We start from the raw sequence: 13,944 nt of genomic DNA, 5'->3' as shown, positions 1-13,944 counted from the left end.
TTGACAATGAGTTTGACAACGATGTTGCCTCCGCTGGCTGCGATGGCTGGTGGTGTGGGCATGGCGGCGCGGATGGCGTATTGGTCCCGGTGCAAGCCCGCTGTCCGTGCGGAAACGGTCGCTGATTGGGTGCGGGCGGCACCGATGCCGTTGAAGGCGTCGGTTCTGGTGTTTTGTGATCGTCAGCAGGAATTCATGTTGTGGCGTGAGCTGGGTTTCGGCTCGATCGATGAGGGTTTCCCCACGGTCCTGGATGTCGAGTACACGGCCTACGGGCTGGATGTGGACGTGCAGATGCGCGGCGGACACAAGCTCTCGGACTGGACCGATCAGGACACTCTGGACGCGTTGGCCCAGTACATCGGCGTTCCGGAAGTGACCGCGCTGTCGGAATATCCGGGATTCGTTCGCCTGCAGGTCCGGGTGCATGACACCCTCGCCGAACCGGTACCTGTGCCGGTGGAAGTCCCTGATCATGTGGACTTGGAAGCGGTCGCCGCAGGGGTGTTCGAGGACGGTGCGATCTGGACTGTTCCGATTCAGGGCCGTCATCTTCTCGCCGGTGGCGGTATGGGTTCGGGTAAGTCGAGTCTGTTGTGGTCGCTGGTCAACGGCATGGGTCCGGCGATCCGGTCTGGGCGGGTGGATCTGCGGGTGATCGACCCGAAGGGCGGCATGGAACTGGGATACCTGGAACCTTTGTGCACTCGGTTCGCCTGCACCACCGAAGAGGAAATGGTGGGATTGCTGGAAGAGACCGTCACCGACCTGCAGGAAGCCACGCAACGCTACCGCGGCAAGGTCCGCAAACCGGTTCCGACGCCGCAGAACCCCCTCGTTGTCACGATCATCGATGAGGCGGCGACACTGTCGGCGTTCGCTAGCCCGAAGATGCAGCAACGTTTCGAACGTGCTCACGGTCTGCTGCTCTCGCAGGGGCGGGCGCCACTGTATTCGGTGATCGAGACGGTGATCGATCCGTCGAAAGAGAATGTGCCGCAACGGCAGTTGCTCCCGTATCGGGTCGGTATGCGCATGGACGAACCCGGTCAGGTCGCGATGATCCACGGTCAGGGCGCTCGTAACCGTGGCTCCTACTGCGACCGTATCCCGCACTCGACACCGGGTGTGTGCTACGTGCAGGAAGACGGTACAGCGGGGTTCCGGCGGGCTCGGGCGTTCATGGTCACCGACGCCGATGTCGACCGGATCGTCGCCCAGTACACCCCGGTCCCGCGTCCGGTCGATTTGGCCGACTTCACCCAGGGGCGTGCGGCATGAAAACCGGGCTCGTCACCGAGGTACACGTGGTCATCTACTGCGACGTCTGCGGCGACGTCTACTGCGAGTCCGACGGTGAATCGGCCTGTTTCGATTCCACCAACCAAGCCGTGGCCTACCTGAGCTCCCGATCTGCTGGGGTCGGTTGGCTCTATGACGGCGACAGGGTCGTCTGCGACGGCTGCCAAGCCCTGGCCCGCTGCACCGAGCACGGTCACACCTTCCCCGACCCCGGCCGCGCCCTCGTGCGACTGCCCAGCAAAACCACCCGTTCCCGCACCTGCACCGTGTGCGGCATCTGCGAGACAGAAATCGAGGCCCTGTCATGAACACCAACCACACCGTTCGCGATTACGACGACAACGTTATCGACCTGCAAGCCCGCCGGCGCTGCCAGCTGCAAGCCCGGGGCCTGGACCCGGTCTCGGTCGCGGTTCACCTGCTCGCCGAAACCGGGACACTCCCGGCGTGGGGCGGTGACGACTACGACGGCGGGGACTGGGCGGCATGACCACCAACAAACCGGCAGGGCAGGCAACGAATCCGATCGTCGCCAAGGCAGCCGCCTCGATCCGGAAATCACGCTCCAAGCGCAAGGACCTGCACGACCCCTGCCGTAACCAACTCGCCTTGTTCGAACCAACACCCGAAGGGAGATCACCGAAATGATTTGGTGGACAGCGGCTTTCGCGGGTGAGGTATCCATTGCGGGAGTGGTGCTGTGGCGGTTTCGCAGTCCGCGCACCTTCCGGCGCTGGATCAGTTCCCCGGTGCGTGCCCGCTATCTGGGGTGGTACCGCTACCGCCTGCGTTGGACCCGCCGCATGATCGCTGCCCGGCTCACCCTCACCACCGACGGTGTGACCCGTGTTCCGCGTCTGCTGTCGGTTCGTATCGGGGACACCGTCGATCGGGTTCGGGTGCGGATGCTGCACGGGCATTGCCCCGCCGACTACGAGAACCGCACCACCCGGCTCGCTGAGGTCTTCGGTGCCGCGGGTTGCGACGCCGCGATCGTCGGCCCCGGAACAGTGGAAATCGTTCTCTACCAACAAGTTCCACCCACATCCGCCGCCCTACCGGACGAGTTGAAGGACGTGGCATGACCGACATGATCGACCCAGGCCGGACCGGGGACACCACCCCTGATCCGGCCTCCGGGCCATCCACCCACCAAACCACACCAATCGCCGGTGTCGCCCCCAACCGGGTTACCGCCGCCGAGCGACGCGCAATGCCCGACATCACCGATATCGCCGAACACGCCGCCGAGAAGGAAGGCGTATGCGCCCGGGTTGTTCCCATGCGGGCGTTCGACCCGATCACCTCGCGGACTTCCTATGTCGGTGCACCGTGCAAGTCCACGAACGCTTCGACGTGCCCGGCGTGCGCCAAAGCGAACCGGTACCTGCGCATGACTCAGCTGCGTGAGGGATGGTGCGCCGAACACGAACCGGTCGACACCAAGACCGAACCGACCCAAGCGCAGGAGGACGTATTAGGCAGTCGCGCAAAGCTTTTCACCGACTACCACGACGCTTGCAGCGCCGGTGATCACGAACTTGCGGATGCGATCAAAGCGTTGGTGGCTGACCTCGATGTCGAGCTGCGGGAACTCGGTGTGCGCGGCCGCCTGCCCGCACTGGATGAGAAGCCGCGCCGTAAAGCCAAGTCGACCCGCCGTCGTGACGATCTGCCCGATTTGCCGCGTAGGAAGGTGGAAAAGACCACGATCGGGCGGGCGTACGCGAACGGTAAGTACCGGCCCTCAACGTTCTTCACCATCACCCTGGATTCCTTCGGGCACATCAACCGTGTCCGCGACCCGGAAACCGGGAAAATGGTGTCCGACGGTTCCCCGCGTGACCCGGAGTCCTATGACTACACGCGTCAGGCCCGTGACACGATCCACATGGCCAAGCTGTTTTCCAAGTGGATTGAGAACTTGCGTCGCGCGGTGGGCTGGAACGTCCAGTATTTCGCGACGGTGGAACCGCAGAAGCGCGCGGCTCCACACATTCACCTGGCGTTGCGTGGCTCGTTCTCCAAGAAACTGCTCTATCAGGTCACCGCGGCGACCTACGTCAACATCCACTGGCCGCATTTCGACCAGCCCGTGTACGGCGACGCCAACATGCCGGTCTGGGATTATTCGGCCGGTACTTTCACCGACCCGCGTACCCACAAACCGTTGATCTATTGGGATGACGCGCTGGCAGTGATAGACGAGGTCAAGCCAGATCCCGCGCACACCCTCAAGTTCGGCGGCCAGACCGACGCACAGCAGATCATCGCCAACACCGAGGGCATGGACAAGGGTGTCCGCTACCTGACCAAGTACCTGACCAAGTCCCTGGGCGAACTGCTCAGCCCTGGTTCGCGGCGGGTGGCCGAGCACTACGACCGTCTTCACGCCGAACTGTGTGTCACACCGTGCTCGCCGGGCTGCGGGGTGTGGCTGCTCTACGGCATCGTGCCCAAGGGCGCCAACGAGAAAACCGTGCCCGGCAAATGCAAGGCCAACGCCCACCGCCGTGACACTCTCGGCCTGCCCGGTCGCCGTGTCCTGGTCTCCGGCAAATGGACCGGCAAGACCGTCCCCGACCACAAAGCCGAACGCATGGAGTTCGTACGCGCCGAACTCGCCCGCGTCGGCATCTACCCGCCCGATACCTCACACCTGCGGATCACCCCGGTCGGGCCTGGCGACAAGGACGCACCACCGCGTTCACATCTGGTCATGGCGTTGGTCGCTGCCCGGATCAACCAACGCGCCCAATACACCAATGCCCGCCTCGCCATCAGCGAAGGACCACCAGGCGAAAACCGGGGGACCGGTGCACCGCAAGACCTTTCGACCGTTCAGCAATCCGCAGCATAGGGAGGGACCGTCATGTCCAAACTTCTCAACGAGTCCGAAGTCCGCAAGCTGATCCCGATCGGGCACAGCAAGTACTACGAGCTGATCGGGTCCGGTGAACTGCGCTCGGTCAAGATCGGCCGCCGTCGCTTCGTTACCGAACAGGCCATTACCGACTACATCGCCCGTCTCGACCAGAATGCGGCGGCATGAGTCGACGGCAGTTACCGCCGCAGATTGAGAAGCTCACCCTCGCGAGCGGCGAGATTCGTTACCAGGTCACGGCCGAGGCCGGAACGGATCCGACAACGGGCAGGCGTCGGCAGACTCGCAAGCGGTATCGCACCGAGAGGGAAGCTCGTGATGCGTTGGCCAAGGTCGCTAATGCCGTTTCGAGTGGTTCCTATGTCGCTCGGTCTGTGATCACCATCGAGCAGGCGTGTGCGGAGTGGCTTGACGGCAAGCGGATTGCCAAGAGCACGAAAGCGGCGTACCGGCATGCGCTTCAGCCTCTCCGTGATCGCCATGGGTCACTTCCTGTTCAGCAATTGGCCAAGGCTCACCTGGACAACCTGGTAAGCGACTTGCAAGACGGCGAATTCGTCTACGCGCACGGGCGGCCGTGCAAGACGTGGAACGCCCAGACCATAAACCCGATGCTGCGGATTGTCGGCAAGGTGCTCGATTCGCAGATGGGACAGGGCCGTTTGGCGCGCAATGTCGCGGAGCTGGTCGATCGGGTGCCCGGATCGCGGAAGGAGATGGATACCTACGGTGCGGCTGAGGTGCGGAAAGTGCTCGCGGTCGCTGATCGAGTCCGTGCCGGGCACGCATGGCACCTGGCGCTGTCCGGTCTCCGTCGCGGAGAAATCGCCGGTTTGCGTTGGTCTGATGTGGATTTCAGAGCTGGAACGGTGACCATCACGAACACTCGGATTCAGGTCGACGGGGAGGTCATTGAGAAGGAGACCAAGACGGAGAAATCGAAGCGCACCTTGCCGCTTACGCCGGTGATCAGCGATGCCCTGAAACGGGCTAAGGCTGCCCAGGCAGCGGAACGGCTAGAGTTGGGCGCTAGCTACGGACCGGGTGAGTACGTGGTGTGCGATGAAGCCGGGCACCCGGTGCACCCGGATTGGCTGTCGCGAGAATGGAACCGGGTCTGTGGATCCGCCAAAGTGCGTCACATCCGGTTGCACGATGCCCGGCATACCTGCGGCACCCTGCTGCATCTTCAGAACGTTCCGATTGTGGTTGTGTCGGCGTGGCTTGGGCACTGCGATGCCGCGTTCACGATGCGGACTTATGTCCACAGCCAGCCTGATGCCCTGGCCGATGCCGCCCGGAGTTTGAATGCTGTTGTGACAAGCCGTGACAAGACGGCTGGCGTTCGACCGATTCGAACACGCGGACGCCGCAGGCCAACAGCGTGACCAGGGTGTTGATTGCGGAGACGGAGGGATTTGAACCCCCGGTCGCTCTCGCGACGCTCGCTTTCAAGGCGAGTGCATTCGGCCGCTCTGCCACGTCTCCAGGCCAACGAGAGTACCCGTTGCCGGGCGCCGTCTGCCGAGGGGTCAGTCGGTGTTGCCTATTTCGTGGTCGACTCGGGCGAAGACCTCGCCGACTATGTCGAGTTGTTCGGGACCGAGTAGGTCGATGAAGTTGCGGCGGACCGCCTCGACGTGACCGGGGGCGGCGGCCTCCAGCCGACGCATACCTTCCTCGGTGAGTTCGGCGAGTACGCCGCGGCCGTCCTCGAGGCAGGTGTTGCGGCGGACCATCCGCTGGGTTTCCAGACGGCGGATCTGATGGGTGAGTCGACTGCGTGAAGACAGCACGCCATCGGCCAGTTCGCTCATGCGCAGCGAACGGTCGGGGGCCTCGGAGAGTAGGACGAGGATCCGGTATTCGGCGAGGGTGAGGTCGGAGTCGCGTTGCAGTTGACGGTTGAGTGCCGTCGCCAAGCGCTGGTTACCGTCCATATAGGCCCGCCAGGCACGCTGCTGCGACGACGAGAGCCACTTCGGCTCGGCGGGCGCGTGACTGCTCGGTTCGGGTTGCACAAGCTCTATTCTAAGCGCGCCTGAACAGGGCAAACGCATACCCTGGACGTCAGAGAAAAAGCTGAACAAACGATCAATCAAGCCCGCGGAGCTTACGCCGAGGGTGCCGCCCGAAATCCGAGCGAACAAACGCGCGATCGTGCCGACGGGCCGGTACCGAGGGACGATTCAGCGGATTGTCGCGATCAGTGAACGGTCGAGCTCGGCCGGGTTCGCGCATCCGGACAGGCCCATGACGGAGTCGAAATCCGCGAGCAGGACGCGCAACGCGTGGCGCACCCCCGCTGGACCCGCGATGCCGAGACCGTATGCCCATGGGCGGCCGTAGAGCACCGCCTTCGCGCCGAGTGCCAGCGCGGTGAGCATGTCCGATCCGGTGCGGATGCCGGAGTCGAACAGGACGTCCGCGCGGTCGCCGATGGTGGCGACCACGGAGGGGAGGGCGTCGAGCGCGGCGATGGCGCCGTCGACCTGACGGCCGCCGTGATTGCTGACGACCACCGCGTCGGCCCCCGCGTCGACGACTTGACGGGCGTCGTCCGGATGCAGGATGCCCTTGACCGCGATCGGCAGATCGGTCCACTCCCGGAGGTGGACCAAGTCGGCCAGGCGCAGGGCATGGTTGCCGAATACGCCGCTCCAGGCGAGGATCGCGGCTCGCATCGCATCCTCGCTCTCTTCCGGCGGCACGGAAAGCTTCGCGCGAAAGACCGGATCCGATAGATAGTTGGCGATGCCCTTGCCGTGCAGGAAGGGCAGATGCGCGAGCTCCAGATCGCGGGGTCGCCAACCCAGGCTCGGGGTGTCGACGGTGACGACAATGGCCGACGCACCCGCCCGCGCCGCGCGCTCGACGAACGATCTGGCCAGCTCGTTGTCGGCGGGCCAGTACAGCTGATACCACCAGCTACCGGCCGCGGCCCCGACATCCTCGATGGTGGACGAGGCCGCCGTCGAGAGCACGGAACCGACCCCGAGTTCCTTCGTGACCTCGGCGACGATCACCTCGCCACCCTCGTGCAGCAACTCCAGCACCCCGACCGGCGCCGTCAGCACCGGCGCGGCCAGTCGCGTCCCGAGCACCTCCACCGACAGATCGCGCGCCCCCGGCCCCGAGGTGCCGCGCAACATCCGCGGCACAATTCGGTACCGGTCGAATGCGGACCGATTGGCCGCCGCCGTCCGCTCCCCGGACGCACTCCCCGCGACATACGCGAAGGCTTCCTTGCTCAGCACCTCGCGCGCCCGCTCTTCCAAACCCGCAGCCGTCAACGGCAATTCGGGCACCACACCACCCAGACCACCCAGGTAGATCTCGTTCTGGAAGTCGACGAAGCTGCTCACGCCCGGAACGCTAGTCGCCCGCCCGCATCCCCGCAGGCAGCTCGGCATATTGCGCCGACGCCAACCGTTCCAGCGGGAGGTGCCGCAGTCGTGGGAGCCGAATACCCGGCAGACGGGTGGGTGCTCGCGAGGATGAGTGGATGGGGGCAGGATGGGGCGGTGCGCGCTATCGAATTGAACGGGTTCGGGGGACCCGAGGTGATGCAGTGGGGCGAGGCGGCCGATCCGGTGCCGGGGCATGGGGAGGTGCTGATCGAGGTTGCCGCGGCCGGGGTGAATCGCGCGGATCTGTTGCAGCGGCGCGGGTTCTATCCGCCGCCGCCCGGTGCCAGTGAGGTCATGGGGTTGGAATGTTCGGGGATCATCGCCGAAGTCGGTGATGGGGTGCGGGATTGGCAGGTCGGCGATCGGGTGTGCGCGCTGCTGTCCGGTGGCGGCTATGCGGAGAAGGTCGTGGTTGCCGCAACGCAGGTGCTGCCGGTGCCCGACGGGCTCGATCTGGGTGCCGCGGCCGGGCTGCCCGAGGCGGCGGCCACGGTGTGGTCGAATCTCGCGATGACCGCCGGGCTGGACGCGGGACAGTTGGTGTTGATCCACGGCGGCGGCAGCGGAATCGGTACGCACGCCATTCAAGTCGCGGTGAGCCGAGGTGCGCGAGTGGCCGTGACCGCGGGCTCGGCGGAGAAGCTGAAGCGGTGCCGCGAGTTGGGCGCGAGCGTGCTGATCAACTACCACGAAGACGATTTCGTCGCCGCGATCCGTGCCGAGAACGGTGCGGGCGGTCCCGGCGCCGACATCATCCTCGACATCATGGGCGCCGCCTACCTTTCACGAAACGTCGACGCGCTGGCACCGCACGGCCGCCTCGTGGTGATCGGCATGCAGGGCGGAGTAACCGCCGAGCTGAATCTCGGTGCGCTGCTCGCCAAATGGGGCAGCATCCACGCCAACAACGTCCGCAACCGCCCCACCACCGGCCCCAACAGCAAGGCCACCGTCATCGCCGAACTCCGCCGTCACATCTGGCCACTGATCGCCGACGGCACCATCGCCCCGGTCATCCACGCCGAACTCCCGATCACCGAAGCCGCCGAGGCGCACCGCCTCCTCGACTCGTCCGAAACTTTCGGCAAGGTGGTCCTGAACGTTCGGGAGGCCTGACCCACGGGCTCCCATAGCGGACCTGATGACGTCGGCGACCGAACCGAGCATCACTCCAGCGCGGCCAGCGCCCGACCCAGTTGATCGATCTCGAATTTCGTTGTGTACGGGGCCAAGCCGACGGTTACGGCCCCGCCTTCGTCGTTGACGCCGAGAGCGTCCAACAAGCGGCTGCCACCGTGGACGCCGCTCAAGGTGCCGATGCGGGCGTCGGCGAGTTTGGCGGCGACCTTTTCGGCTTGCATGCCTGCCATGGTGAAGCTGACGGTGGGGATGCGGGTGGAGGCGCGGCCGATGACGGTGAGGTTGGAGATTTTGTCGAGCACGTCCATCAGATGCTCGAAGAGTTGGTCGTGGTAGTCCTGCAGCGAGGTGATGGAGACTTCCAGGCGCTCGCGGCGCGAACCCCTGGCGCGCTCGTCCAGGCCAGCGAGGAAATCGATGGAGGTCGTCAATCCGGCGAGCAGGGCGTATTGGTGGCCGCCGACCTCGAGGCGTTCGGCGCCCTTGGCGTAGGGGTTCAGTGACATCGACGGGATCCGGTCCAGGAAGGCCGGATCGCGGAAGACCAGCGCGCCGATCTGCGGACCACCCCACGCGGGGGCGCTCAACGCGACCACATCGGCATTGAGTTCGTCGATATCGATGAGCGCGTAGGGCGCGGCGCCGAAGCAATCGGCGACGAGCAGACCACCTACTTCGTGCACCCGATCCGCCGCGACCCGTACGGCGGGGGCCGAACCGACGATCGGCGATGCGGCGGTCAGCGCGACCAGCCGGGCGGTCGGGCCGATCAATTCCTCGAACTGCCAGGACGGCATCTCGCAGGTCTCGATCTCGACCTCGGCCCAGCGCACATGCGCGCCGTAGCGGTTCGCGATCCGCAACCACGGCGCGACGTTCGCCTCGTCGTCCAATCGGGACAGCACTATCCCGGTGCCGAGGCCGAGCCGTGAACTCAGCGACTCCGCCAACCAGGCCAACAACACCGCGCGGTCCGGTCCGAGCACGACGCCCGCCGGATCACCGCCGACGAGATCCGCGACGGCCTCGCGCGCCGCCTCCAGAATCGCGGCACTGCGAACGGCGGCACCATTGCGGCCGATATGGGAAAACGAAGAGGTTCGGAAACCTGTTGATACGGCACGAGATACCGAATCCGGGACCAGCATTCCGCCCTGCGGGTCGAGATGGATCCAACCGTCGCCCAGGGACGGTATCAGGCCCCGAACCCTCGCGACGTCGTATGTCATGTTGGCCACTCTAAGGGCAGCGGGCGAGCCTGGGTAACCGCGTTCCCCCTCACCGGCAGGCGGGGGTGCAGTGAACTGGGACTCAGCATGGCAACCGACTTTCAACAAATCCGAACCACACGACCCGAACAGAATAGACGCCGGCTCTAGGCCGCGGCACGGCCCCGGTGACCTGATCGAAGGCGACCGACTTAGCGCGTTCGCGGCGGACGCGACATGATGGGGACCATGACGCAATCGGATGGAGCACCCGAATCCATTGTCGTGATCGGACCCGACGGCAGGCCGCTGGCTATTCCGGTCGAGTCCGACTCGGACACGCCCTTCACCGCGCAGGTCGTTACCGACGGCGATGAGAAATCCGACAATGCGGACAGTAAAGGCGACGCCGAGGAATCGCTCGCCGATATGGTCGAGCAGCCCGCGAAGGTCATGCGCATCGGGACCATGATCAAACAATTGCTGGAAGAGGTCCGCGCGGCTCCGTTGGACGATGCCAGCCGCACCCGGCTGCGCGAGATCCACAAATCCTCGGTACGCGAACTCGAGCAGGGTCTGGCACCGGAATTGCGCGAGGAACTGGAGCGGCTCACGCTGCCGTTCACCGATGACGCGGTGCCAACCGATGCCGAGCTCCGCATCGCTCAGGCCCAGCTCGTCGGCTGGTTGGAAGGCCTTTTCCACGGCATCCAGACGGCGCTGTTCGCCCAGCAGATGGCGGCGCGGGCGCAGCTGGAACAGATGCGTCAGGGTGCGCTGCCGCCCGGCATCCACGCGGCCGACCCACGCGGGGGCCAGTCGAACCCGCCGATCGGCGGCTCCGGACAATATCTCTGAGTAGAACCGAGTCGAGTGCAAGCCCGGTCGGCGGTGTCTGATTTGCGGCGATCGCGGGGCCCTAGGCGGTTACGCTCCGCTACCGCCTCCGGGCCCCGCCGCTCACGCCGCGGGGAATCGCGAGGGTAGTGTCGAGCACCGTGCCGTCCGCTGCCGCCCGCCCCGACTCGGTCTCCGATGTGAATACGGCGCGTCCCGATGAGAGCTCGGATCGTCCTGAAGAGGGTTCAGTGCGTTCAGATACCAGCCAATCGCGTACCGACGAGAGTTCCGATGAGGCCTCCGTGCCTGCTGAAGACACCGCGCCGGAGCATCCGGTGAGCTCCGACGCGGAAACGCCCGCCTCCGACGAGGCCGTCGCGACTGCGATCGTCTCGGACTCGCAGACCTTCGGTCGCGCGTTCAAGGACTTCCGCGGCGGCTTCACGCAGCGCGAGCTGTGGCTGTCGCTCGGCTGGCAGGACATCAAACAGCGCTATCGGCGCTCGGTACTCGGTCCGTTCTGGATCACCATCGCGACCGGTGTGCAGGCCGCCGCGATCGGCATTCTGTACTCCGCGCTGCTCGGCCAATCGATCAAGTCGTATCTGCCGTATGTGGCCGTCGGCATCATCGTCTGGAATGTGATCCAGGCCAGCATCCTCGAGGGTTCGGATGTGTTCATCGCCAATGAGGGGCTGATCAAACAGCTGCCGTCGGCGCTGAGCGTGCACGTCTATCGCCTGGTCTGGCGGCAATTGCTGTTCTTCGCGCACAACATGCTGATTTATGTTGTGGTGCTGTTCGCATTCGGCGTCTGGGAAAAACTGCACTGGACCGCGATATTCGCGATCCCCGCGCTCGGGCTGCTGTTCCTCAACTCGATGTGGGTCTCGATCGTGTTCGGCATCTTCAGCACCCGCTACCGCGATATCGCACCGATCCTCGGCAGCCTCACGCTGATGCTGTTCGTGCTCACGCCGGTCATGTGGAATACGAAAAGCCTGGCAGAACAGGGCGGTCAGGTGAGCGAGCGCGCGAAGCTGGCCGAAATCGTGCCGACCTTCCATTACCTGGAGATCGTCCGCGCGCCGCTGCTCGGTGATGATCAGCATCTGTATCACTGGGTGATCGTCGGCACCATCACCGTAGTCGGCTGGATCGTGGCGATCTTCGCCATGAAGCAGTACCGTTCGCGCGTGCCGTACTGGGTATAGGAGATCGGGCCCGATGACCGACCATGTGAGTATCGAAACCCGCCAGGCGTGGGTCGAGTTCCCGATCTTCGACGCCAAATCGCGGTCGCTGAAAAAGGCATTTCTGGGCAAGGCCGGTGGTGCGATCGGCCGCAATCAGTCCGACGTCGTGGTGGTCGAGGCGCTGCGCGACATCACCCTCTCGCTGAAAGAGGGCGACCGGGTCGGCCTGGTCGGACATAACGGCGCGGGCAAATCGACACTGCTGCGGCTGCTTTCGGGAATCTACGAACCCTCGCGCGGCAGTGCCCGCATCCGCGGCCGAGTGGCGCCGGTATTCGACCTCGGCGTCGGCATGGATCCGGAGATCTCGGGCTATGAGAACATCATCATCCGCGGGCTTTTCCTCGGACAGACGCGCAAGCAGATGCTGTCGAAGATCGATGAGATCGCCGAATTCACCGAACTCGGCGAATATCTGTCCATGCCGCTGCGTACCTATTCCACAGGTATGCGGGTGCGCCTGGCGATGGGTGTGGTGACCTCCATCGATCCGGAGATCCTGCTGCTCGACGAGGGCATCGGCGCGGTGGACGCCGAATTCATGAAGAAGGCTCGGATCCGATTGCAATCACTGGTGGCCCGCTCGGGCATCCTGGTGTTCGCCAGCCATTCCAACGAATTTCTGGCCCAGCTCTGCGATACCGCCATGTGGGTCGACCACGGGCAGATCCGTTTGCGCGGCGGTATCGAAGAAGTGGTGCGTGCCTATGAAGGCCCGGATGCGGGCAATCACGTCGCCACCGTGCTGCGCGAAATAGAAGCGGAACGGAAAATGGGAACCGAGCGAGAATTGGAGCGGAATCAGGCATGAGTGAGCCGACCGGGCAGAACGCCCCGATCGACGCGGGGCGCGAGGCCTCGATCGACTCCGTGCCAGATTCCGACGACCCTTCCCCCGCGCAAATCGAAGCCGCCCGCACCCCAGCCGGCACCGGCCCCGACGCCAAGATCGTCGCCGTCGTCGTCACCCACAAACGCCGTGAGCTGCTCGCCGAATCGCTGAAAGTCCTTGTCTCCCAGACCCGTCCGGTGGACCACCTGATCGTGGTCGACAACGCCAACGAACCCGAGGTCGCGGAGCTGGTCGCCCAGCAGCCGGTCGAGGCCACCTATCTGGGCTCGGCGCATAATCTCGGCGGCGCGGGCGGTTTCGCACTCGGCATGCTGCATGCGCTGACCCTCGGCGCGGACTGGGTGTGGCTGGCCGACGACGATGGTCGCCCCGACGGCTCGGAAGTCCTTGCCACCCTGCTCGATTGCGCGGGTCGCCACGGTCTGGTCGAGGTGTCGCCGGTGGTCTGCGATATCGATGAACCGGATCGCCTCGCCTTCCCGCTGCGCCGCGGCGTGGTCTGGCGGCGGCTACGTTCGGAACTGGGTGACGAAGACTTCCTGCCCGGTATCGCCTCACTGTTCAACGGCGCGCTGATCTCGGCCAAGGCGGTCGATCTGATCGGCGTTCCGGACCTGCGGCTCTTCGTGCGCGGCGACGAGGTCGAGGTGCATCGCAGGCTGGTCCGCTCCGGTCTGCCGTTCGGCACCTGCCTACAGACGGCCTACCTGCATCCCAACGGCGCCGCCGAATTCAAGCCGATCCTCGGCGGCCGCATGCACACCCAGTACCCGGACGATCCGGTCAAGCGCTACTTCACCTACCGCAACCGCGGCTATCTGATGTCCCAGCCCGGCATGCGCAAACTGCTGCCCCAGGAATGGATCCGCTTCTCCTGGTTCTTCCTGGTCACCCGCCGCGATCCGGCCGGTCTGCGCGAATGGTTCCACCTGCGCAGCCTGGGCCGCAACGAGCAGTTCGGCAAGCCGACCCCGGACCAGAAGACCACCGACGAAAAATAGTTTGCGCGGGTCTGCGGGCCATGCCAAAGTGGGCGAGCAACGTCGAGACG

15 protein-coding genes and 1 tRNA gene are annotated in these 13,944 nt (G+C 65.0%); 12 read left to right on the top strand and 4 right to left on the bottom strand.

Annotated elements, in window-relative coordinates; all coding sequences use genetic code 11:
- Positions 1-6 precede the first annotated feature (6 nt).
- The 7 genes from ACQP1T_RS01410 to ACQP1T_RS01380 all read left to right on the top strand — a co-directional run bounded on the left by ACQP1T_RS01410 (position 7) and on the right by ACQP1T_RS01380 (position 5,574).
- Positions 7-1,281, top strand: a complete 1,275-nt coding sequence (locus ACQP1T_RS01410; RefSeq protein ID WP_433758134.1) for an FtsK/SpoIIIE domain-containing protein — start codon at positions 7-9, stop codon at positions 1,279-1,281.
- Entirely contained in the window at positions 1,278-1,610 is a 333-nt protein-coding gene (locus ACQP1T_RS01405) for a hypothetical protein (protein ID WP_433758133.1), read from the top strand. The genes ACQP1T_RS01410 and ACQP1T_RS01405 overlap by 4 nt, the downstream gene beginning before the upstream one ends.
- Positions 1,607-1,792: a hypothetical protein gene (locus ACQP1T_RS01400; protein WP_433758132.1), complete on the top strand. Its 186-nt coding sequence runs from the start codon at positions 1,607-1,609 to the stop codon at positions 1,790-1,792. The genes ACQP1T_RS01405 and ACQP1T_RS01400 overlap by 4 nt, the downstream gene beginning before the upstream one ends.
- Positions 1,793-1,946: 154 nt before the next feature.
- Entirely contained in the window at positions 1,947-2,387 is a 441-nt protein-coding gene (locus tag ACQP1T_RS01395; RefSeq protein ID WP_433758131.1) for a hypothetical protein, read from the top strand.
- Positions 2,384-4,162, top strand: coding sequence for a replication initiator (locus tag ACQP1T_RS01390; protein ID WP_433758130.1), 1,779 nt, complete (start codon positions 2,384-2,386; stop codon positions 4,160-4,162). The genes ACQP1T_RS01395 and ACQP1T_RS01390 overlap by 4 nt, the downstream gene beginning before the upstream one ends.
- Before the next feature lie 12 nt (positions 4,163-4,174).
- Positions 4,175-4,354, top strand: coding sequence for a helix-turn-helix domain-containing protein (locus tag ACQP1T_RS01385; protein WP_433758129.1), 180 nt, complete (start codon positions 4,175-4,177; stop codon positions 4,352-4,354).
- Positions 4,351-5,574: a tyrosine-type recombinase/integrase gene (locus tag ACQP1T_RS01380; RefSeq protein ID WP_433758128.1), complete on the top strand. Its 1,224-nt coding sequence runs from the start codon at positions 4,351-4,353 to the stop codon at positions 5,572-5,574. The genes ACQP1T_RS01385 and ACQP1T_RS01380 overlap by 4 nt, the downstream gene beginning before the upstream one ends.
- Positions 5,575-5,589: 15 nt before the next feature.
- On the opposite strand, the gene ACQP1T_RS01375 is transcribed toward ACQP1T_RS01380, so the two are convergent.
- The 3 genes from ACQP1T_RS01375 to ACQP1T_RS01365 form a co-directional block, all read right to left on the bottom strand.
- Positions 5,590-5,674 (bottom strand) — tRNA-Ser (locus ACQP1T_RS01375).
- A gap of 44 nt (positions 5,675-5,718) precedes the next feature.
- Entirely contained in the window at positions 5,719-6,246 is a 528-nt protein-coding gene (locus ACQP1T_RS01370; protein WP_433758126.1) for a MarR family winged helix-turn-helix transcriptional regulator, read from the bottom strand.
- A gap of 129 nt (positions 6,247-6,375) precedes the next feature.
- On the bottom strand, positions 6,376-7,551 hold the full coding sequence (locus ACQP1T_RS01365; RefSeq protein ID WP_433758125.1) for a lactate 2-monooxygenase: 1,176 nt from the start codon (positions 7,549-7,551) through the stop codon (positions 6,376-6,378).
- Positions 7,552-7,710: 159 nt separating this feature from the next.
- Here ACQP1T_RS01365 and ACQP1T_RS01360 point away from each other — a divergent pair, with 159 nt between their 5' ends.
- Entirely contained in the window at positions 7,711-8,712 is a 1,002-nt protein-coding gene (locus ACQP1T_RS01360) for an NAD(P)H-quinone oxidoreductase (RefSeq protein ID WP_433758124.1), read from the top strand.
- A 50-nt stretch (positions 8,713-8,762) separates the two neighbouring features.
- Here the strand turns inward: ACQP1T_RS01360 and ACQP1T_RS01355 are convergent, their stop codons facing one another.
- Positions 8,763-9,965 carry a cysteine desulfurase-like protein gene (locus ACQP1T_RS01355; protein ID WP_433758123.1) on the bottom strand — a complete coding sequence of 401 codons (1,203 nt, stop codon included), beginning with the start codon at positions 9,963-9,965 and terminating at the stop codon, positions 8,763-8,765.
- A gap of 228 nt (positions 9,966-10,193) precedes the next feature.
- On the opposite strand from ACQP1T_RS01355, the gene ACQP1T_RS01350 reads away from it, so the two are divergent.
- The 4 genes from ACQP1T_RS01350 to glfT1 all read left to right on the top strand — a co-directional run bounded on the left by ACQP1T_RS01350 (position 10,194) and on the right by glfT1 (position 13,894).
- Positions 10,194-10,802 (top strand): bacterial proteasome activator family protein, encoded by a 609-nt coding sequence (locus ACQP1T_RS01350; RefSeq protein WP_433758122.1) that lies wholly within the window; start codon positions 10,194-10,196, stop codon positions 10,800-10,802.
- Positions 10,803-11,119: 317 nt separating this feature from the next.
- Complete coding sequence (gene wzm, locus ACQP1T_RS01345; RefSeq protein WP_433762564.1) at positions 11,120-11,998, top strand: galactan export ABC transporter permease subunit Wzm/RfbD; 879 nt, start codon at positions 11,120-11,122, stop codon at positions 11,996-11,998.
- A 13-nt stretch (positions 11,999-12,011) separates the two neighbouring features.
- On the top strand, positions 12,012-12,851 hold the full coding sequence (gene wzt / locus ACQP1T_RS01340) for a galactan export ABC transporter ATP-binding subunit Wzt/RfbE (protein WP_433758121.1): 840 nt from the start codon (positions 12,012-12,014) through the stop codon (positions 12,849-12,851).
- The gene (gene glfT1 / locus ACQP1T_RS01335; protein WP_433758120.1) at positions 12,848-13,894 is read left to right on the top strand and encodes a galactofuranosyltransferase GlfT1; all 1,047 of its coding nucleotides are present in this window, start codon (positions 12,848-12,850) and stop codon (positions 13,892-13,894) included. The genes wzt and glfT1 overlap by 4 nt, the downstream gene beginning before the upstream one ends.
- Positions 13,895-13,944: the final 50 nt, after the last annotated feature.

The organism is Nocardia sp. CA-135398 (genome assembly GCF_050955845.1).
GTDB lineage: Bacteria > Actinomycetota > Actinomycetes > Mycobacteriales > Mycobacteriaceae > Nocardia.
This window is presented reverse-complemented; position numbering and strand designations above follow the sequence as displayed.

Bases quoted from the DNA above. Each gene is read 5' to 3' on its own strand.
- ACQP1T_RS01370 (WP_433758126.1), bottom strand. From the start codon at position 6,246: ATGCGTTTGCCCTGTTCAGGCGCGCTTAGAATAGAGCTTGTGCAACCC.
- wzt (WP_433758121.1), top strand. From the start codon at position 12,012: ATGACCGACCATGTGAGTATCGAAACCCGCCAGGCGTGGGTCGAGTTC.
- ACQP1T_RS01350 (WP_433758122.1), top strand. From the start codon at position 10,194: ATGACGCAATCGGATGGAGCACCCGAATCCATTGTCGTGATCGGACCC.
- ACQP1T_RS01410 (WP_433758134.1), top strand. From the start codon at position 7: ATGAGTTTGACAACGATGTTGCCTCCGCTGGCTGCGATGGCTGGTGGT.
- ACQP1T_RS01395 (WP_433758131.1), top strand. From the start codon at position 1,947: ATGATTTGGTGGACAGCGGCTTTCGCGGGTGAGGTATCCATTGCGGGA.
- ACQP1T_RS01380 (WP_433758128.1), top strand. From the start codon at position 4,351: ATGAGTCGACGGCAGTTACCGCCGCAGATTGAGAAGCTCACCCTCGCG.
- ACQP1T_RS01405 (WP_433758133.1), top strand. From the start codon at position 1,278: ATGAAAACCGGGCTCGTCACCGAGGTACACGTGGTCATCTACTGCGAC.
- ACQP1T_RS01385 (WP_433758129.1), top strand. From the start codon at position 4,175: ATGTCCAAACTTCTCAACGAGTCCGAAGTCCGCAAGCTGATCCCGATC.
- ACQP1T_RS01400 (WP_433758132.1), top strand. From the start codon at position 1,607: ATGAACACCAACCACACCGTTCGCGATTACGACGACAACGTTATCGAC.
- glfT1 (WP_433758120.1), top strand. From the start codon at position 12,848: ATGAGTGAGCCGACCGGGCAGAACGCCCCGATCGACGCGGGGCGCGAG.
- ACQP1T_RS01390 (WP_433758130.1), top strand. From the start codon at position 2,384: ATGACCGACATGATCGACCCAGGCCGGACCGGGGACACCACCCCTGAT.
- ACQP1T_RS01355 (WP_433758123.1), bottom strand. From the start codon at position 9,965: ATGACATACGACGTCGCGAGGGTTCGGGGCCTGATACCGTCCCTGGGC.